The organism is Streptomyces sp. NPDC058620 (assembly GCF_042717135.1).
Classification (GTDB): Bacteria; Actinomycetota; Actinomycetes; order Streptomycetales; family Streptomycetaceae; genus Streptomyces.
Window position 1 is genome coordinate 51,034 of sequence record NZ_JBHXQO010000018.1, and the last position, 19,306, is coordinate 70,339.

General features: G+C 72.6%; 18 protein-coding genes. 15 read left to right on the plus strand and 3 right to left on the minus strand.

Going from position 1 to position 19,306, the window contains the following annotated elements; genetic code table 11:
* Positions 1-30 precede the first annotated feature (30 nt).
* The 7 genes from rplT (at position 31) to ACFWSK_RS19080 (ending at position 8,907) form a co-directional block, all read left to right on the plus strand.
* Positions 31-414 carry a 50S ribosomal protein L20 gene (gene rplT, locus ACFWSK_RS19050; protein WP_007457565.1) on the plus strand — a complete coding sequence of 128 codons (384 nt, stop codon included), beginning with the start codon at positions 31-33 and terminating at the stop codon, positions 412-414.
* Positions 415-530: 116 nt separating this feature from the next.
* Positions 531-1,373, plus strand: a complete 843-nt coding sequence (locus tag ACFWSK_RS19055; protein ID WP_383787322.1) for a TrmH family RNA methyltransferase — start codon at positions 531-533, stop codon at positions 1,371-1,373.
* Between the two features lie 122 nt (positions 1,374-1,495).
* Positions 1,496-2,650, plus strand: coding sequence for an ATP-binding protein (locus ACFWSK_RS19060; RefSeq protein WP_383787325.1), 1,155 nt, complete (start codon positions 1,496-1,498; stop codon positions 2,648-2,650).
* 184 nt (positions 2,651-2,834) lie between these two features.
* A complete protein-coding gene (pheS, locus tag ACFWSK_RS19065; protein WP_383787328.1) occupies positions 2,835-3,974 on the plus strand; it encodes a phenylalanine--tRNA ligase subunit alpha in 1,140 nt (379 codons plus the stop codon).
* Positions 3,974-6,526: a phenylalanine--tRNA ligase subunit beta gene (gene pheT, locus ACFWSK_RS19070; RefSeq protein ID WP_383787331.1), complete on the plus strand. Its 2,553-nt coding sequence runs from the start codon at positions 3,974-3,976 to the stop codon at positions 6,524-6,526. The genes pheS and pheT overlap by 1 nt, the downstream gene beginning before the upstream one ends.
* Before the next feature lie 421 nt (positions 6,527-6,947).
* Positions 6,948-8,288 (plus strand): transcriptional regulator, encoded by a 1,341-nt coding sequence (locus tag ACFWSK_RS19075; protein WP_383787333.1) that lies wholly within the window; start codon positions 6,948-6,950, stop codon positions 8,286-8,288.
* 88 nt (positions 8,289-8,376) lie between these two features.
* Positions 8,377-8,907: an NUDIX hydrolase gene (locus ACFWSK_RS19080; RefSeq protein ID WP_383787336.1), complete on the plus strand. Its 531-nt coding sequence runs from the start codon at positions 8,377-8,379 to the stop codon at positions 8,905-8,907.
* Positions 8,908-8,982: 75 nt separating this feature from the next.
* On the opposite strand, the gene ACFWSK_RS19085 is transcribed toward ACFWSK_RS19080, so the two are convergent.
* The 3 genes from ACFWSK_RS19085 to ACFWSK_RS19095 all read right to left on the minus strand — a co-directional run bounded on the left by ACFWSK_RS19085 (position 8,983) and on the right by ACFWSK_RS19095 (position 11,336).
* Positions 8,983-9,843: a 3-hydroxybutyryl-CoA dehydrogenase gene (locus ACFWSK_RS19085; RefSeq protein ID WP_383787338.1), complete on the minus strand. Its 861-nt coding sequence runs from the start codon at positions 9,841-9,843 to the stop codon at positions 8,983-8,985.
* 245 nt (positions 9,844-10,088) lie between these two features.
* Positions 10,089-10,292 carry a DUF1918 domain-containing protein gene (locus ACFWSK_RS19090; RefSeq protein WP_383787340.1) on the minus strand — a complete coding sequence of 68 codons (204 nt, stop codon included), beginning with the start codon at positions 10,290-10,292 and terminating at the stop codon, positions 10,089-10,091.
* Between the two features lie 42 nt (positions 10,293-10,334).
* On the minus strand, positions 10,335-11,336 hold the full coding sequence (locus ACFWSK_RS19095) for a DMT family transporter (RefSeq protein WP_383787342.1): 1,002 nt from the start codon (positions 11,334-11,336) through the stop codon (positions 10,335-10,337).
* On the opposite strand from ACFWSK_RS19095, the gene ACFWSK_RS19100 reads away from it, so the two are divergent.
* The 8 genes from ACFWSK_RS19100 to ACFWSK_RS19135 all read left to right on the plus strand — a co-directional run bounded on the left by ACFWSK_RS19100 (position 11,335) and on the right by ACFWSK_RS19135 (position 19,288).
* Positions 11,335-12,807: a PLP-dependent aminotransferase family protein gene (locus ACFWSK_RS19100; protein WP_383787344.1), complete on the plus strand. Its 1,473-nt coding sequence runs from the start codon at positions 11,335-11,337 to the stop codon at positions 12,805-12,807. The two genes, ACFWSK_RS19095 and ACFWSK_RS19100, sit on opposite strands and share 2 nt — an antisense overlap.
* A 105-nt stretch (positions 12,808-12,912) precedes the next feature.
* Positions 12,913-13,488, plus strand: a complete 576-nt coding sequence (locus ACFWSK_RS19105) for a histidine phosphatase family protein (RefSeq protein WP_383787347.1) — start codon at positions 12,913-12,915, stop codon at positions 13,486-13,488.
* A 95-nt stretch (positions 13,489-13,583) separates the two neighbouring features.
* A complete protein-coding gene (locus ACFWSK_RS19110; protein ID WP_383787350.1) occupies positions 13,584-14,735 on the plus strand; it encodes a serine hydrolase domain-containing protein in 1,152 nt (383 codons plus the stop codon).
* 169 nt (positions 14,736-14,904) lie between these two features.
* A complete protein-coding gene (locus tag ACFWSK_RS19115) occupies positions 14,905-15,087 on the plus strand; it encodes a hypothetical protein (RefSeq protein WP_383787484.1) in 183 nt (60 codons plus the stop codon).
* 108 nt (positions 15,088-15,195) lie between these two features.
* A complete protein-coding gene (locus tag ACFWSK_RS19120; protein WP_383787353.1) occupies positions 15,196-16,164 on the plus strand; it encodes an alpha/beta hydrolase in 969 nt (322 codons plus the stop codon).
* Positions 16,157-17,317: an acyltransferase gene (locus tag ACFWSK_RS19125; protein ID WP_383787356.1), complete on the plus strand. Its 1,161-nt coding sequence runs from the start codon at positions 16,157-16,159 to the stop codon at positions 17,315-17,317. The genes ACFWSK_RS19120 and ACFWSK_RS19125 overlap by 8 nt, the downstream gene beginning before the upstream one ends.
* Positions 17,318-17,327: 10 nt before the next feature.
* Positions 17,328-18,623 carry a histidine kinase gene (locus tag ACFWSK_RS19130; RefSeq protein ID WP_383787487.1) on the plus strand — a complete coding sequence of 432 codons (1,296 nt, stop codon included), beginning with the start codon at positions 17,328-17,330 and terminating at the stop codon, positions 18,621-18,623.
* Positions 18,620-19,288, plus strand: a complete 669-nt coding sequence (locus ACFWSK_RS19135) for a response regulator (RefSeq protein WP_383787358.1) — start codon at positions 18,620-18,622, stop codon at positions 19,286-19,288. The genes ACFWSK_RS19130 and ACFWSK_RS19135 overlap by 4 nt, the downstream gene beginning before the upstream one ends.
* The last annotated feature ends 18 nt before the right edge of the window (positions 19,289-19,306 follow it).

The following is a 19,306-nucleotide window of genomic DNA, read 5'->3' on the forward strand; positions in this document are numbered from 1 at the left end:
AACCACGGCCCCGCTACAAGGAGTTAACAAGTGGCACGCGTCAAGCGGGCAGTCAACGCCCACAAGAAGCGCCGGGCAATCCTCGAGGCGGCCAAGGGCTACCGCGGTCAGCGTTCGCGCCTGTACCGCAAGGCCAAGGAGCAGGTCACTCACTCCCTGGTCTACAACTACAACGACCGCAAGAAGCGCAAGGGCGACTTCCGTCAGCTGTGGATCCAGCGCATCAACGCCGCTGCCCGCCAGAACGGCATGACGTACAACCGCCTCATCCAGGGTCTGAAGGCCGCCAACATCGAGGTGGACCGCAAGATCCTGGCCGAGCTCGCGGTCAACGACGCCAACGCGTTCGCCGCGCTCGTCGAGGTGGCCCAGAAGGCCCTCCCGAGCGACGTCAACGCCCCGAAGGCCGCCTGATCCAGGCAGTCCTTCCAGGTTTCTGAGCCGGACCCGCAGGCGCGAGCCGTCTGCGGGTCCGGTGCGTTGCACCCCCGCTTTCGTTCCTCCGTACGCAGAGAGGCTCGCCGCCGACCATGGGCACCCCCGAACTGATCTCCTCGCGATCGCCGCGTGTCACGGCCGCCCGACGGCTGGCCAAGCGAAACTTCCGCGGCAAGGAGCGCAGGTTCATCGCCGAGGGGCCGCAGGCCGTGCGCGAGGCCGCGGGGCACCGGGGCGGAGACGGTGAGCCGACACTGATCGAGCTCTTCGCCACCGTCGAGGCCGCCGAGCGGTACGCCGACATCGTCGACGCCGCCCACTCCGCAGGGGCCCGGGTCCATCTCGCCGACGGCGACGTACTCGCCGACGTGTCGCAGACCGTCACCCCGCAGGGTCTGATCGGCGTCTGCCGCTTCCTCGACTCACCGTTCGAGGACATCCTCGCCGCGAAGCCGACGCTCGTAGCCGTGCTGGCCAACGTCCGTGACCCCGGGAACGCCGGTACGGTGCTGCGCTGCGCCGACGCGGCAGGGGCCGACGCCGTCGTGCTGACCGACGCGTCCGTGGACCTGTACAACCCCAAGTCGGTGCGGGCGTCCGTCGGTTCCCTGTTCCATCTGCCGGTCGCCGTGGGCGTGCCCGTCGACCAGGCGGTGCGCGGGCTGCGGGACGCGGGCGTGCGCATTCTCGCCGCGGACGGCGCGGGCGACGACGACCTCGACGACGAGCTGGACGCCGGCACCATGGGCGGCCCAACCGCCTGGGTCTTCGGCAACGAGGCGTGGGGGCTCCCCGAGGAGACGCGGGCCCTGGCCGACGCGGTGGTCCGGGTACCGATTCACGGCAAGGCGGAGAGCCTCAACCTCGCGACGGCGGCGGCCGTGTGCCTGTACGCCTCCGCTCGCGCCCAGCGCCCCCGGCGCACGGCCGTCTAGGGGCTCTCGTCCAGGGATCGTCGCCCATTCGATCCCGCAGGGTGTCGCTCGTTCCCCGACGACTAGTAGGGTGACGAACTCGGGGGCCCACTGCACCGGTTCGAGAGGTGGGGTACGGCAATATGGCAGTCGGCATGAGCAGGCCGCGAGAGACACACACGGCCGCCGTGCGCGCCGCAGCCGCCGAGCCCGCCGCGCGGGACGAGTCCCTCATCGGTCCCGGTGACATCGACCCGGACGATCTGCCCGACGGTCTCGTCGTCGCCGACGAGACCGGCAGGGTCATCTGCTTCAACTCCGCCGCGGCCCGGATCACCGCCACTCCGCGCGCCGCCGCACTCGGCCGCCCGCTGGAGCACGCGCTGCCCCTCGAAGACCTCAAGGGCCGGCGCTGGTGGACACTGACCGACCCGTACGGGGGGCTGGCCACCCGTGTCGGCCAGCCCGAGCGGAACCTGCTCCTGCCCGGCGGGCGCGAGGTCCTGGTCTCCGCGCGGTACGTACGCGAGAGCCCGACCGGGCCGGTGCGCCGCCTGGTGATCTCCCTGCGGGGCACCGAGGCCCGTCGCCGTACCGAGCTCAGCCACGCCGAACTGATCGCCACCGTCGCCCATGAGCTGCGCTCCCCGCTGACCTCGGTCAAGGGCTTCACCGCGACCCTGCTCGCCAAGTGGGAGCGGTTCACGGACGACCAGAAGCGGCTGATGCTGGAGACGGTCGACGCCGACGCCAACCGCGTCACCCGGCTCATCGCCGAGCTGCTCGACATCTCCCGGATCGACTCCGGCCGCCTGGAGCTGCGCCGCCAGCCCGTGGACATCTCCGCCGCCGTGGAGCGTCACGTCCAGGCCCACATCGCGTCCGGCCAGGCGCCCGACCGCTTCCTCGTACGCACCCGGCAGCCGCTGCCCGCACTGTGGGCCGATCCCGACAAGGTCGACCAGGTACTCGGCAACCTCCTGGAAAACGCGGTGCGCCACGGCGAGGGAACCGTCACCATTGAGGTGGCCCCCGCATCCGCGCCGGCGAAGAGTGACGAGACAGGAACGGCAGTCACCGTGAGCGACGAAGGCCCTGGCATCCCCGAGGAGTCGATGGGCCGTGTCTTCACCCGCTTCTGGCGGGGGAGCAAGCGCGGCGGTACGGGCCTGGGTCTGTACATCGTCAAGGGCATCGTCGAGGCGCACGGCGGAACGATCACCGTCGACCGGGGTCCCGGCGGCGGCGCCGAGTTCCGATTTATCCTGCCTGTGAGCGCCCCGGCCTATTTGACATAACTCGTTTGACATAAGGGGTCTCGCGCAGCGGATCAGAAAGGGTGGCGGCGGGCGACGGGAGGGCCTGAGCCGCCCGCGGGCTTCTTCGCCTCCCTGCGGCCCTTAGACTCGACCTTTGGCACCTTTGCGTCCTCCAGTCGTCGAGCGGGGCCGCGCCATCAGCCAATCGGAAGCACGGGAAGAGATGTCGGCACCGAACAAGTCGTACGACCCAGTCGAGGTCGAGGCACTGAAACCGGAAGAGATCGAGCGCATGCGGGACGAGGCGTTCGCCGCCTTCGCCGCCGCCGGCGACCTCGACGCGCTCGCCCAGGCGAAGACCGCGCACACCGGTGGTACCTCGCCCCTTTCGCTCGCCAACCGGGAGATCGGCGCCCTGCCGCCGCAGGCCAAGGCCGAGGCGGGCAAGCGCGTGGGCCAGGCCCGCGGCGCCGTCTCCAAGGCCCTCGCCGCCCGTCAGGCGGAGCTGGAGGCCGAGCGTGACGCCCGGGTCCTGGTCGAGGAGGCAGTCGACGTCACGCTGCCGTACGACCGCACCCCGGCAGGCGCCCGGCACCCGCTGACCACGATCATGGAGCGCGTCGCCGACGTCTTCGTGGCGATGGGCTACGAGATCGCCGAGGGCCCCGAGGTCGAGGCGGAGTGGTTCAACTTCGACGCCCTGAACTTCGTGCCCGACCACCCGGCCCGGCAGATGCAGGACACCTTCTTCGTGCAGGGCACCACGCCCGACGGCAGGCCGACCACGGGCGACGAGTCCGGCGTCGTGCTGCGTACGCACACCTCGCCGGTCCAGGCGCGCTCCCTGCTCAGCCGGAAGCCCCCCGTCTACGTGGTCTGCCCCGGCCGGGTCTACCGCACCGACGAGCTCGACGCCACGCACACCCCGGTCTTCCACCAGATCGAGCTGCTGGCCATCGACGAGGGCCTCACCATGGCCGACCTCAAGGGCACCCTCGACCACATGGTCCAGGCGCTCTTCGGCCCGGACATGAAGACCCGGCTCCGGCCGAACTTCTTCCCGTTCACCGAGCCGTCCGCCGAGATGGACATGGTCTGCTACGTCTGCCGCGGCGAGTCCGTGGGCAACCCGGACCGCCCCTGCCGCACCTGCGGCAGCGAGGGCTGGATCGAGCTGGGCGGCTGCGGCATGGTCAACCCCAAGGTGCTCGTCGCCTGCGGTGTCGACCCCAAGAAGTACAGCGGATTCGCCTTCGGGTTCGGCATCGAGCGGATGCTGATGTTCCGCCACAACGTCGAAGACATGCGAGACATGGTCGAGGGTGACGTCCGGTTCACCCGGCCGTTCGGGATGGAGATCTGATGCGCGTCCCGCTTTCCTGGCTGCGGGAGTACGTCGACCTGCCGGCGACGGAGACCGGCCGTGATGTGCAGGCCAAGCTCGTCGCCGTGGGACTGGAGGTCGAGACCGTCGAGCAGATCGGCGCCGGCCTCCAGGGCCCGCTGGTCGTCGGACAGGTCCTGACCATCGAGGAGCTGGAGGGCTTCAAGAAGCCCATCCGCTTCTGCACGGTCGACGTCGGCATGGCCAACGGCACCGGCGAACCGCAGGAGATCGTCTGCGGAGCCCGCAACTTCTCCGTCGGTGACAAGGTCGTCGTGGTGCTCCCCGGCGCCGTGCTGCCCGGTGACTTCGCCATCGCCGCACGTCAGACGTACGGCAAGACCTCTCACGGCATGATCTGCTCCACCGACGAGCTCGGCATGGGCGACGACGGCACGCACGGCATCATCGTGCTGCCGCCGGAGCACGAGGCCGGTACCGACGCGATCGAGCTCCTGGAGCTCGTCGACGAGGTCCTCGACATCGCCGTCACGCCGGACCGGGGCTACTGCCTCTCCATGCGCGGTGTCGCGCGTGAGACGGCCATCGCGTACGGGCTGCCGCTGCGCGACCCGGCGCTCCTCGACGTACCCGCGCCGAACGCGTTCGGCTACCCGGTGAAGGTGTCCGACCCCTTCGGCTGCGACCGCTTCACCGCCCGCACCGTGGTCGGCCTGGAGCCCGAGGCCCGTTCCCCGATCTGGATGCAGCGCCGCCTGCAGAAGGCCGGGATGCGCACCGTCTCGCTCGCGGTCGACGTCACGAACTACGTGATGCTCGAACTCGGCCAGCCGCTGCACGCCTACGACCGGACCCTCGTCGACGGGACGATCGGGGTGCGCCGCGCCCAGCAGGGCGAGAAGCTCACCACGCTGGACGGCACCGTGCGGGTCCTGGACGCCGAGGATCTCGTCATCACCGACGACCGCGGGCCGATCGGTCTCGCGGGCGTCATGGGCGGCGCCAACACCGAGATCGCGGACGCCGCGGCCGGTGAGCACACCACCACCTCGGTCGTCATCGAGGCGGCGCACTTCGACGCGATCTCCATCGCCCGCACCGCGCGCCGCCACAAGCTGTCCTCCGAGGCGTCCAAGCGCTTCGAGCGCGGCGTCGACCCCGCCGCGGCCGCCGCCGCCGCGCAGCGCACGGTGGACCTGCTGGTCCTCCTCGCGGGCGGCACCGCCGAGTCGGGCGTCACCGAGATCAGTGCCCCGTCCGCTCCCCGCACCATCGCCATGCCGGCCGACCACCCCGACCGGGTGGCCGGAGTCGCGTACGGCCGGGAGACCGTCGTACGCCGCCTCCAGCAGGTCGGCTGCGACGTCTACGGGCAGGACGAGCTGATCGTCACGGTGCCGTCCTGGCGCCCCGACCTCGCCGAGCCGAACGACCTCGCCGAAGAGGTCATCCGGCTGGAGGGCTACGAGAACCTTCCGTCGACCCTGCCGACGCCGCCGTCGGGCCGAGGGCTCACCGACCGTCAGCGGCTGCACCGCCGCATCGGCCGGGCACTCGCCGGAGCGGGCTACGTCGAGGCGCTGAGCTACCCGTTCATCGGCACCGCCGTCCTCGACCAGCTCGGCCTGGACAAGGACGACGCCCGCCGCCGCACGGTCACCCTCGTCAACCCGCTCTCCGACGAGGAGCCGTCGCTGCGCACCACGCTGCTGCCGGGTCTCCTCGGCGCAATGCGGCGCAACGACGGCCGCGGCAGCCACGACCTCGCGCTCTTCGAGACCGGCCTGGTCTTCCTTCCCCGAGCTCTCAACTCCGTTCGAGCAGGGGAGGCCCCACTGACCGGCACCGAGACGCAGGCCGTCCGGCTGCCCGTCGACCGTCGTCCCACCGACGAGGAGATCGCCGGACTCGACGCCGCGCTGCCGCGTCAGCCGCGTCGCGCCGCCGTCGTCCTCGCGGGCGCCCGCGAGCAGGCCGGCTGGTGGGGCAAGGGCCGCCCGGCCGACTGGGCGGACTCCATCGAGGCGGCCCGCATGATCGCCCGCGAGGCGGGCGTCGAGCTGATCGTCCGCGGCGACCAGCACGCTCCGTGGCACCCCGGCCGCTGCGCCGCGCTGTACGTCACGGTGAACGGCGAGGAGACGCTCTTCGGGCACGCGGGTGAGCTTCACCCGCGGGTCGTCAAGGAGCTCCACCTGCCCGAGCGCACCTGTGCCATGGAGGTCGAGCTCGACGTCCTGGAGCAGGCCGTCGACGGTGCCCTCCAGGCGCCGCGGATCTCGGCCTTCCCGGTCGCGACCCAGGACGTCGCGCTGATCGTGGAGCAGGACGTGACCGCCGCCGACGTGGAGCGTGCTCTGCGCGAGGGCGCGGGCGGACTCCTCGAATCGCTGCGGCTGTTCGACGTCTTCACCGGTGACCAGATCGGCGAGGGCAAGAAGTCCCTGGCGTACGCGCTGCGGTTCCGTGCCGCGGACCGCACGCTGACCGTCGAGGAGGCTTCGGCCGCCCGCGACACGGCGGTCGCGCTGGCCGCCGAGCGGACCGGCGCGGTGCTGCGCGGCGCGTAGTACGGCACCGGCGGGCAGCCGCCGGGAGCAGGCAGTGAGGAGGGGCGTATCCGGCCACCGGATACGCCCCTCCTTTGTGCTCGCGTGAGGCGCGGGACCGCACGCGGGCCCGGCCCGGGCCGGGGAGCGGGGGCCGACCCGCAGCCACCCTCCGATCCGTGGGCAGTGGGTCGTGCGGTCCTGCGGCGCCGTCCGCCCTGCCACGGAGTGTTGGGCAGGTCGGCAGGGCGGACGGCGGGAGCGGGTCGTCAACTGTACGAGGGGGAGCCGACGACCCGTCCGCCTCTTGCGAGACGACCAAGTCAACCGATTCGCCGCACGCCGCGACAGAGCGCACAGCAGGACGGTTCGGGCATTCCGTTCACACCCCGTGTGAATCGTGCTGCACTAGGCTCAGTGCGACGCGCAACTGGGGGGGGCAATGGAGCCCAACGTCCTGCTCGAATCCCTGATCGACGAGGCCGGGGTGTCCCGGGCCGGTCTTGCCGGCCACGTCAACCGGGCCGGCCGGGCCCGCGGTCTGGACCTGCGGTACGAGCACACGGCGGTGGCCCGCTGGCTCAAGGGCCAGCGCCCGCGGGGGCAGGTGCCCGACCTCATCTGCGACGTGCTGGGGGAGCGCGTGCACCGCGCCCTCACCCTCGACGACATCGGCATGGGGCCCTCCGGAGGGAACACGGTGGTGCACGGCTCCTCCCTCACCGGATTCGTCGAACGGGCCTCCGCGCTGTGGCGCTCCGACGAACAGCGGCGCCCGCACGTGGTGGGCGCGCCCGCCGTCACCGGGACGACGGCGGTGATGCCGGTCTGGGAATGGGAGAACCCGCCCGAGGACGCCGATGTCTCCCGGCCGGGCCCGGCCCACGTCGGCCCGGCGGACATCGTGATGCTCCGCGCGGCCCGCGCCCACTACGAGCAGATGTACCGCAAGGCCGGCGGCATCGCGACGCGCTCGCGCATCGTCGGCTTCCTCAACGCCGAGACGGCGCCGCTCCTGCGCGGCGGCTACAGCGACATGATGGGCCGTCAGCTGCACCGGGCGGCCGGCGGGCTGGTCGCCGTCGCCGGTATCTGCGCGTACGACTCCGACGCCCACGGTCTCGCCCAGCGCTACTTCCACCAGGCGCTCCGGCTCGCCAAGGCCAGCGGCGACCGGGGGCTGGGCGGCTATGTCATCGCGCTGCTGGTCAACCAGTCCCTCTTCCTGGCCGAATACCGCCGGTCCGTCGCCTTCGCGGAGGCCGCACTGCGGGCGGCGGGCACCCACATCACCCCGGCGCTCGCGGCCGATCTGTACGCGATGCAGGCCAAGGCGTACGCCCACCTCGGCGACGGTCACAACGCCCGTTCGTGCATCCGCCGCGCGGAGTCGGAGGCCGGTCGCATCCACCCGGGCCGGGAACCGGACGAGACGGGGTACGTCCAGCCGGGGCTGGTCAACGTGCAGGTGGCCGAGGCGCTGCTCGGCCTCGGGGATCTGCCGGGCGCACGGGAGCACGCGGCGACAGCGGCGCGCACCCCCGCGCACGACCGCGGTCAGGTGCACCGGCTGGCGATGCTCACCCACCTCGAGCTGCTCCAGGGGGAGGCGGACCGGGCCGCGCGCACGGCCACGGACATGGCCGAACGCGCCAGGGGCATGGAGTCCCGGCGGCTGCGCGACCGGCTCCGCGCGGTCCGTGAGCAGCTGGCGGCGAGCGGTTGCGCCGAGGCCGAGGAGGCGGCCGGGATCGTCGACGGAGCGCTGCGCGTGCCTCTGTGAGCTCCGCCAAAGCGGCCCGCCATCCGTTCCCCTGGCGGGCCGTCCCTGCTCCGATATTGCCATCGACCTGTCGGAAGGTGGCAGAACTGTGCAGTGGATGAACTTAAACGAGCACACGGTGTACCAGAACCGTTGGTTCCGGGTCAATCTGGCGGATGTCGTCCTCCCTGACGGGCGGCACCTCGATCACTTCGTCATCCGGCTCCGCCCGGTCGCGGCGGCAACCGTCGTCAACGACGCCAACGAGGTGCTGCTGCTCTGGCGGCACCGCTTCATCACCGACAGCTGGGGCTGGGAGCTCGCGGCGGGTGTGGTCGAGGACGGCGAGGACTTCGCCTCCGCCGCCGCCCGCGAGATGGAGGAGGAGACCGGCTGGCGCCCGGGTGAGTTGGAGCCGCTGATGACGGTGGAGCCCGCCAACGGGCTCATCGACGCCCGGCACCATCTCTACTGGGCGCGGGAGGCCACGTACACCGGCCATCCCCAGGACGACTTCGAGTCCTCACGCCGCGAATGGATCCCGCTCAAGCTGGTGCCCGACATGATCGCCCGCGGCGAGATCCCCGCGGCCGGCATGGCGGCCGGGCTGCTGATGCTCCATCACCTGCGGCTGGGCTGAGGGGAATCGGACGCGGCCGGGACGCACGAAGGGCCGGCCGGGAGATCCCGGCCGGCCCTTCGCGGATGTACGGTGTCAGGAGTACGGGTAGAAGCCCGAGCCCGTCTTGCGGCCCAGACGGCCCGCGTCCACCATGCGCTGGAGCAGCGGGGGAGCGGCGTACAGCGGCTCCTTGTACTCGGCGTACATGGAGTCGGCGACCGAGGCCACGGTGTCCAGGCCGATCAGGTCGGCGAGCTTCAGCGGGCCCATCGGGTGGGCGCAGCCCATCTCCATGCCGTTGTCGATGTCCTCGCGGCTGGCGATGCCCGACTCGAACATCCGGATCGCGGAGAGCAGGTACGGGATCAGCAGGGCGTTCACGACGAAGCCGGAACGGTCCTGCGCGCGGATCGGGTGCTTGCCCAGGACGTCCTGGACCAGCGCCTCGGCCCGCTTCACCGTCTCGTCGGAGGTGGTCAGCGCGGGGATCAGCTCGACGAGCTTCTGCACCGGTGCCGGGTTGAAGAAGTGAATGCCGATGACCTGGTCCGGGCGCGAGGTCGCGACGGCCAGCTTCACCAGGGGGATGGACGAGGTGTTGGAGGCGAGGATCGCGTCCTGCCGGGTCACCACCTGGTCGAGCACCTGGAAGATCTCGGTCTTGACCTGCTCGTTCTCCACGACGGCCTCGATGACGAGATCGCGGTCTGCGAACTCCCCGAGGTCGGTGGTGAAGCTGAGGCGGCCGAGGGTCTCGTCCCGCTCCTCCTCGGTGATCTTGCCGCGTTCGGCGGCCTTCGAGAGGGAGTTGTGCAGCCGGGTGCGGCCGATCTCCAGCGCCTCGCCGGTGGTCTCGGCCACCATGACCTGAAGGCCGCTGCGGGCGCACACCTCTGCGATACCTGCGCCCATCTGGCCACAGCCCACCACTCCGACGCGTGCAATGTCGGCCATAGAGTCCGTCACCTCGTGCCTTTCGCTGATCCCTGTGTCGCAGGTTCCCGTCCGGTTCCGGTGCCCGCCTCGACCCCACGACGTTACTCCGTGATCCGGGGCCCTTGGCCCGGGGGTCGTACCGCCGACGCCCGGACGTTACCCCCGTCACGCGGGACGGGGGGCGGGGGAGGTGCGAAGCCCCTGGCCGTACGGGGCATGAGCCGGGGACCCCACTCGGAGGTCCCCGGCGTCAGGTCCCGGCTCTACCGCTGTTTGTCCTGCGGTGGCGTGTGCCGCACGACACAGTCCGGGCCGGGAGACTTGATCGATTCGTGTCCGTCGTCGTAGCGCAGACGGTACGGAGGGGAGCCCCCGGCACCGAGCACTTCGATGATCTCTGCGACACGGTCGTGCTGCCCCACGGTCCTGCCGTGTATCAGCAGCCGGTCGCCGGTGTGTGCCTCCATCGGGAGTGACCTCCTCACGGGTGGCGGTGCCTATCGACAAGTCTATGACCGGGGAGCGGCTTTGACTCCTGCGCGCTGGGTGACCGCGATGCAGACGAGTACGGCCACCGCGGCCACCGGGGCGGCCGCCGGGATCTCCTCGCCGAGCAGCAGCGCCGACCACGCCAGGGTCAGCAGCGGCTGCGCCAGCTGGAGCTGGCTGGCCCGCGCCACCCCGATCTCGGCCATGCCCCGGTACCAGACGTACAGGCCGACGAAGGTGGAGCCGGCGGCCACCCAGACCAGGCCGATGACGCCGTGTGCCGTCAGCCGCACCGGTTCGAAGGGCAGCGCGATCGCGGCGCCCGCCACCGCGAGCGGCAGCGCGAGGATCAGGGCCCAGCCGATCACCTGCCAGCCCGGCATGACCCGGGCCAGCCTGCCGCCCTCGGTGTAACCGGCGGCGCACACGAGCAGGGCGCCGAACAGATAGAGGTCGCCGGCGGACAGTGCCCCGCCGCTCTGCCGCACGGTGAACACGATGACCACGCCGGCACCCGCCAGGGCCGCGGCCCAGAACGCGCGCGGCGGGCGCGAGCCGGTGCGCAGGGAGGAGAACGCCGCGGTGGTCAGCGGCAGGAGGCCCACCACCACGGCCGCGTGCGAGGTCGTCGTGGTCTGCAGGGCCAGCGTGGTCAGCAGCGGGAAGCCCACCACCACACCGCCCGCGACGACGGCGAGGCCGGCCCAGTGGCGGCGCTCGGGCACCGGCACGCGGCCCGCCAGCAGCACACCGCCCGCGATGGCGGCGGCGAACAGGCTGCGCAGGGCGACCAGCGACCAGGGCCCGAAACTCTCCAGGCCCCAGGCCGTGGAGGGGAAGGTCAGGGAGAAGGCGACCACGCCGGACATGGCGAGAAGGGTCCCGCTGCCGCCGACGGGTGGGTGCGCGACGGCGTCGGCGCGGCCCGTCCCGGCTCCGGTGGGGCTGCTGACCGGGGCGGCGGTGACTGGGGAGCCAACTGCTATCGCAGTGCGGTGAGTAGCGCTATTCTCTGCTGTCATGCATGAGCGTAGCAGCGTGGCAGAACTGGCAGGATTCCTTCGCGAGGAACTCGACCGCTACTCTCCAGGTGGAAAGCTGCCGTCGAGTCGCGCGATGACGGAACGCTTCCGGGTGAGTCCGGTGACCGTCTCCCGGGCCATCGCGCAGCTCGCCGCCGAGGGGCTGGTCGTCACCCGCCCCGGTGCCGGGGCCTTCAGGGCGCAGCCCCGTAACGCCGCTCGTCCGCTCGGCGACACCTCCTGGCAGGAGGTGTCGCTCAGTGCCGACGGCGGTCCGGAGGTGGTGCCGCGCACCGTCGACGCCTCCGGTGTGCTGGTGACGCTCGCCGCCCCCTCGCCCGGCGTCATCGAGTTCAACGGCGGCTATCTCCATCCCTCGCTCCAGCCCGAGCGCGCCATGGCCGCCGCGCTGGCCCGCGCGGGGCGCCGTCCCGGCGCCTGGGGCCGCCCGCCCACGGACGGGCTCCCCGAGCTGCGGGCCTGGTTCGCCCGGGAGATCGGTCCCGCCGTGACCGCCGCCGACGTGCTGATCACCGCGGGCGGCCAGAGCGCCCTGGCCACCGCCCTGCGCGCGCTCGCCCCGCCGGGTGCGCCCATCCTCGTCGAGTCGCCCACCTACCCGGGCATGCTGGCGGCGGCCCGCGCCACCGGTCTGCGCCCCGTGCCGGTCCCCGGTGACGCCGACGGCGTGCGGCCCGATCTGCTCGCCGCCGCCTTCCGGGCGACGGGCGCCCGGGTGTTCGTCTGCCAGCCCTTGTTCCAGAATCCGACCGGCGCAGTCCTGGCCCCCGACCGCCGGGGGGAGGTGGTCCGGATCGCCCGTGAGGCGGGTGCCTTCGTCGTCGAGGACGACTTCGCCCGCCGTCTCGTCCACGAGGACGCGGGTCCGCTGCCCGCGCCGCTCATGGCCCACGACGAGGACGGCGTCGTCGTCCACGTCTGCTCCCTCACCAAGGTCACCTCGCCCAGCCTCCGCGTCGGGGCCCTGGCCGCCCGCGGACCCGTGCTGGAGCGCCTGCGCGCCATCCAGGTCGTCGACAGCTTCTTCGTCCCCCGGCCGCTCCAGGAGGCGGCGCTCGAACTGGTCGGCTCCCCGTCGTGGAGCCGCCACCTGCGCACCGTCGCGTCCGCGCTGAAGGAACGCCGGACCGCGATGACGGCCGCGCTCCGGCTGGAGCTGCCCGAACTGGCCCTGCCGCACATCCCGTCGGGCGGCGGCAGCCTCTGGCTGGGGCTGCCCGACACGTGGACCGGGGCCGAGGAGTCCGCGGTGGTCTCCGCCGCCCTGCGCGCGGGCGTCGCCGTCGCGCCCGGCCGCCCGTACTTCTGCGCGGAGGCACCGGCGGGCCGCATCCGGCTGAGCTTCGCCACGGTCTCCGGACCGGCCGAGATCACCGAGGGTGTACGGCGGTTGCGCACCGCGTACGACGAACTCCGCGACGGCCCGGAACGGGACGGCTCTCCGGCGTGACCGGTGTGCCCGCGCGCCGGCGGGAGACAGCGTCCGGCCCGCAAGGACCCGCCCGCCCGATCCGTCCTCTTGACCGGCGTGGCGTTCGGCTCCACGATCGCGGCCATGAGTGTTCGAGTCTCTCTGGTCGCCGCGGCGCGCAGCTCGGCCCTGCTCGCCGAGCGCTTCGACGACGACCGGCCGCTCGACCACGCCGGCTGGCACGAGATCCAGCTCACCGCGCACACACTCCTGCCGCTCGGTGCCGCAGAACTGCGCTACTGCTCGCCGACCCCGCGCAGCCGTGCCACCGGTGACGCGCTCGGCTTCGCGCCGATGGTGCAGCCCGCGCTGCGCGACTGCGACATGGGCCGCTGGCGGGGCTGGACCCTGGCCGAGGTCAGCGCCCGCGAACCGGCCGCGGTGGACGCCTGGCTCTCCGATCCGCGTTCCGCCCCGCACGGCGGCGAGTCCCTGCTGGCCTTCATCTCGCGGATAGGGGGCTGGCTCGACACCCGGCCCCCCTGCGACGGACTCATCGTCGCGGTCGCCGAACCCTCGGTGGTGCGTGCCGCGCTCGTGTACGCGCTCAAGGCGCCGCCCGCCTCGTACTGGAACGTCGACGTCCGGCCGCTGTCCACGGTCACGCTCACCGGGGGACCGGGCCGCTGGAGCCTGAGCCTGGAAGCGTCGTCCGGCTGAGCGGCCCACTGCGTACGCCCCTTCCGGCCGGTCCGACCAGTCGGTATGTTGCGCTCGCCGAAGCCACCAGGCTGTGCGCGAAACGAGGAGCCCACGTGCCGCAGATCCACGGTCACTGCCACGACAGATTCGCCGCGGTCCGCGCCGCCTTCGAGGAGAACTTCGCGGAGCGCGACGAGCTGGGCGCGGCCGTCACCGTCCTCGTCGACGGCGTCCCGGTGGCCGACCTGTGGGCCGGCTGGGCCGACCGGGACCGTACCCGCCCCTGGGAGCGGGACACCCTGGTCAACGTGTGGTCCACGACCAAGGGCCCGACGGCGCTCTGCGCCCACATCCTCGTCGACCGGGGCCTGCTCGACCTCGATGCCCCCGTCGCCGCGTACTGGCCCGAATTCGCCGCAGCGGGCAAGGAATCCGTCCGCGTACGGCACCTGCTCTCGCACCGCGCGGGCCTGGCCGGGTTCCGCGAGCCGCACACACTGGCCGAGCTCTACGACTGGGAGCTGACCACCGCCCGGCTGGCCGCGACCGAGCCCTGGTGGGAGCCGGGAACCCGCTCCGGCTATCACGCGCTCACCTACGGCTTCCTGGTCGGCGAGGTCGTCCGCCGCATCACCGGACTGCTGCCGGGCGCCTTCCTGCACCAGGAGGTCACGGGCCCGCTCGGCATCGACTTCACCGTCGGCCTCCCGGAGAAGGAGGAGGGGCGGGTCGCCGAACTGGTCCCGTGGAAGACACCGCCGGGTGCGGTGTCCGCGTTCCTCGCGCAGATGGAGCCGGTCGCCATCGCCTCACTGGCCAACCCGCCGACGGGCGCGGGCGCCGCGAACACACGTGAGTGGCGGGCGGCCGAGATCCCCGCGGCCAACGGCCACGGGACGGCCCGCGCGGTGGCCTCGCTGTACGGGATCTTCGCCGGGCGCGGCACTGTCGACGGCCGGCGCATCCTGTCCGAGGAGGCTGCCGAGCGGGTCCGCGAGGGGCAGGGGAGCTGCCGCGACCTGGTGCTCGGAGCGGGATTCGCGCAGGACACCGAGGTCGGCCTCGGCCTCTGGCTCAGCGGCCCGAACCGCTCCTACGGCCCCAACCCCCGGGCCTTCGGCCACGACGGCGCGGGCGGCTCCTGCGGTCTGGCCGACCCGGAAGCCGGTGTCGCGCTCGGCTATGTCATGAACCGGATGGGCCCGAATATCGCCGACGACCCGCGCAAGACGGCACTGGTGGACGCGGTGTACGAGGCACTGTGAGCCGCCGCGAAGGCGTACCGGAAGCGGCGAGGCGAGGCGGACCGACCGCCCCGACCCCGACCGCCCGGTGGGGACCGCGCCGGCCGCCGTGTCCAGCCGCTGGACCACCCTCGTCCCGCGCGAGCGACTGCCGCGGATCAGTGCCAAGGTGCTCACCGCACGGCTGCGCGTGCTCGAACAGCCTGGCCTGGTGGCCCACGACAGGCTCAACAGCTTCCCGGTGCGCTCCCGTCACCGGCTCACCGCCGCCGCGGAACGGCCCTGCGCCCCCTGCTCGTCGAGCCCTACCGGACGGGCGCGGCTCCGCGCGCCGCGGAAGGCGAAGCCGGCACCCCCTACCTGTAGTACCTGAGAGCTACCCGGCAGGTGCACCCTCCAGCGGGACGCCGACGACACGGGCTGATCCATACCTTCCGTACCGGAAGCACACACCGCATCCGGTACGGAAGGAACACCCTCCATGGCGACACGCCCGCGCACCAGCCGTCTGCGCCGCACCCTCCTCGCCGCCCTCGTCGCCGCTTCGGTGGCGGTGCCGGTGTCGGGCGCGGCCGGACCCGCGGCCGTCCCCGCGCCCGCCCCGGCCGACCTCGGCCCGCTCGGGCCGGCGACCCCGGCCGCCCTGGGTGAGCGGTACGCCGCCAGCCGTACGGACATCCGGGCGGCCGAGCGGACGGCCGCCGGCCACGGCGACCGGCGACGGGCGGCCGTCCTGCGCACCCTGGCGGACCCCGACCGCCGGTTCCTCTCCTTCGACGGGCGCGACGGCGGCCGTACGACCGAAGTCTTCGGCGACCTCGCGCACGCCTTACGCATCGCCGTGCTGGTACCCGGTTCGGACACCAGCCTCGATTCGTACGGACGCCTCGGCGCCGGAGCCGAGGCCCTGCGGCGTGAACTGGGCGAAGGCGCTGCGGTCGTGGCCTGGCTCGGCTACAAGACCCCGGGCACGGCCAGCCGTCAGATCCTCACGGACCGGAGCGCTGTCGCCGCGGCTCCCCGGCTGGCCGACTTCGTACGGGAGTTGAGTGCGGCCGTCCCCGGCTCCCGGACCACGCTGCTCTGCCACTCCTACGGGTCGGTCGTCTGCGCCCGGGCCGCCGCGGACCTCCCCGTCGCCGGCATCGTGCTGTACGGCAGCCCCGGCACCGGCGCCCGGAACGTGGAGAGCCTGCACACCGACGCCACCGTCTGGGCGGGCCGGAGCGCCGACGACTGGATAGCCGACGTGCCGCACGGGCGGCTCCCACTCGGATTCGCGACCGTCGGCTTCGGGGCCGACCCCATGGCCCCCGCCTTCGGAGCCCGGGTGTTCGACGCGGGCCCCGGCGGCCACAGCGACTACCTCCGCCCCGGTTCCGTCCCGCTGCGCAACATGGCCCGGATCGTGAACGGGCACGCCGTGAGCGAGGAGCGCGGCCATGCGTGACCTCGTGCGGACCATCGAAGCCGCCACCCCGCCCGGCCGCGACCGCGCGGTCGACGCCCTGCGGGCCCTCGCCATCCTCGGCGTGGTCATGGGCCACTGGCTGGTGACCGCGCTTGTCGCCGACAGCGGCACGGTGCGCGCCGCGAGCCCCCTCCAGCACATGCCCCAACTCGCGCCCGTCTCCTGGGCGTTCCAGACCCTCGCCGTGTTCTTCCTGGTCGGCGGACGGATGGGCGCGCAGGGGTACGCGTCGGCCCGCGCCCGGGGCGTGCCCTACCGGCGGTGGCTCGGTGCCCGGCTGGCCCGGCTGTTCCGGCCGGTCGTCGCTCTCACGGCCGTCTGGGCGGTGGCGGTGGGCGCGATGGCCGCCGCGGGCGTCGGCCACCAAACCCTGTACACGCTCTGCAAGCTGGTCCTTTCGCCGCTCTGGTTTCTGCTGGTCTTCGCGGTGCTCACCGCCGCCACCCCGCTGGTGGCGCGGATCCACCCGCTCTGGCCGCTCGTCGTCGTGCTCCACGTCGACCTGCTGAGATTCGGAGCCGACGCGCCCGCTGCGCTCGGCTGGATCAACGTGGCGGCCGGCTGGCTGGTCCCGTACTGCCTCGGTGCCGCCTGGGCCCGGGGAGGCCTGCGGGGCCGGTCGACCGGATGGGTCCTGTTGTCCGGGGGAGCCGTTATTACCCTGCTCCTCGTCCTGTTCGCCGGTTACCCGGCGTCCATGGTCGGCGTCCCCGGAGCCGCCGTCTCCAACCTCGACCCGCCCACCCTCGCCGTGGTGACCTTCGGACTCGCCCAGTGCGGTGCGGCCCTTCTGCTGCTCGGCCCGCTGCGGCGGGTACTCGCGCGGCCCGCCGTCTGGGCGGCGGTGGCCCTGGCCAACCTTTCCGCGATGACCCTCTTCCTCTGGCACCAGACCGCCATGATGGCGGTCACCGCGACCGGCCTGGCGGCGGGCGGACCGCTGCCGGGACTGCACACCGTCCCGGACGGTGCGGCCTGGGTGCTGGCAAGACTGGCCTGGCTGCCGGTGTTCGCGGCGGCGCTGCTGGTCTGCTGGGCGGCGTTCCGCACGTACGAACAGGGGCGGCCGGGCCGCTCACGGGTGGTGCGTGATGCCCGCCCCGACCGAACCGTGGAGGCGCACAGTGCCTAATGTGGATCATGTGAAGCTGACGGGGGCGCTGACGGGGGCGGGGAGCGGGAAGCGGCTGATGACCGCGGTGCGGCGGCTGCCGCGCACCCTGCGGGAGGACATGTGGACGGGGGCCGCCGATCCGCTGCCGCGCATGGGGGAGCCGGGATGGCCGGTCTGGCGGCCGGTGTTCTGGATGGTGCTGGTGGTGCTCGCGGCGACCATCGCCGTGATGAACGTGAACGGCGGGGACGGCCGGGCGATCACCTGGCACGCCCTGGTGCTCTCCATGCTCCAGTCGGCGGTGCTCATCGCGGCGATGTCCCGGCCCATGCCGGCCTGGTGGGCGTCGACGGTCCTTATGGTGGCCGGCGCCGTGGTCTGGGAACCCCTGATCGGCCCGGACAGGCTGTACCCGTGGAGCATCCCGGCGATCGCCCTGCACAGTTCGGTGCTGTTCCTGGTGGCCTCGCGGGTGCGGCCCTGGAGCGCGGTACGGGCGCTGGTGATCACGTTCCTGGCGGGAGTGGCCTGCCTCGCCTTCACCACCCAGCCGCACAACTACGGCGTCGAGCGGGCGGCCCCCTTCTTCGTCGTCGCGACGGCGCTCGGCTCCTCGCTGCGTGGCATCCGGGTGGCCCGCGGGCAGTTGGTCGTCCAGGCGGAACTGACCGCCGAGGAACGCGCCAGGCGCACGCTGCTCGAGGAACGCAACCGGATCGCCCGTGAGCTGCACGACGTGGTCGCCCATCACATGACCGTGATATCGATCCAGGCGCAGGTCGCCCCGCACCTGGCCGAAGACCCCTCCGACGCCCTGCGGGAGAACCTCGCCTCCATCCGGGAGAACGCCGTCGACGCGCTCACCGAACTGCGCCGGGTGCTGGGCGTACTGCGCACGGAGGACACGCTCTCCGAAGGGGCGCACACACCGCAGCCCACGCTCGACCGGCTGGACGAACTGGTCGGCACGGTACGGGGCGCCGGGATCACCGTCGTCAGCGAGTCGACAGGGGAGCGCCGGCCGCTGTCGCCGGGTGTCGAACTGTCGGCGTTCCGCATCGTCCAGGAGGCGCTGAGCAACGTGATGCGCCACGCACCCGGAGCACGCGTACGGGTGGAGACCGGCTACCACTCGACGGCGGTCACCGTCCGCGTCGTCAACACCGCGCCCGACCGTGCGGCCGCCCCCTCGCGGGGCGCCGGCCACGGGCTGCTCGGCATGCGGGAACGTACCGTCATGCTGGGCGGAGACTTCGCCAACGGGCCCACCACCGAAGGCGGTTACGAAGTCGTCGCCACACTTCCCCTGGAGGACCCCGTATGACCATCCGCGTGCTGATAGCCGACGACCAGATGATGGTCCGGCAGGGGTTCACCGTGCTGCTCGGCGCCGAGCCCGGCATCGAGGTCGTGGGCCAGGCCGTGGACGGCCTCGACGCGGTCGCCAAGGTGGCCGAACTGGCCCCCGACGTCGTCCTGATGGACATCCGCATGCCCGGACTCGGCGGCATTGAGGCGACCCGCCGCGTCACGGCGCCGCACGACGCCACCGTCAAGGTCCTCGTCCTGACCACCTTCGACCTCGACGAGTACGTGTACGAGGCGCTGCGCGCGGGTGCGTCCGGCTTCCTCCTGAAGGACGCCTCGGCGGCCGAACTCGCCCACGCGGTGCGGGTGGTGGCGGCCGGGGAGGCACTCCTCGCCCCGAACATCACCAAACGGCTGATCGCCGAGTACTCCCGGCTGGCCGAGGCCCCGCGCGCCCCCCTCAAGGACCGCCTCGGGGACCTGACGCAGCGCGAGACGGAGGTGCTGTCCCTGATCGCGCACGGACTGTCGAACGCGGAGATAGCCGCGCGCCTGGTGGTCGCCGAACAGACGGTGAAGACCCATGTGAGCCGCATCCTCGTCAAACTGTCCCTGCGCGACCGCACCCAGGCCGCCGTCCACGCGTACGAGACCGGACTGGTGCGGCCGGCCGGTTACTGACCGGGTGACTCCTCGCCC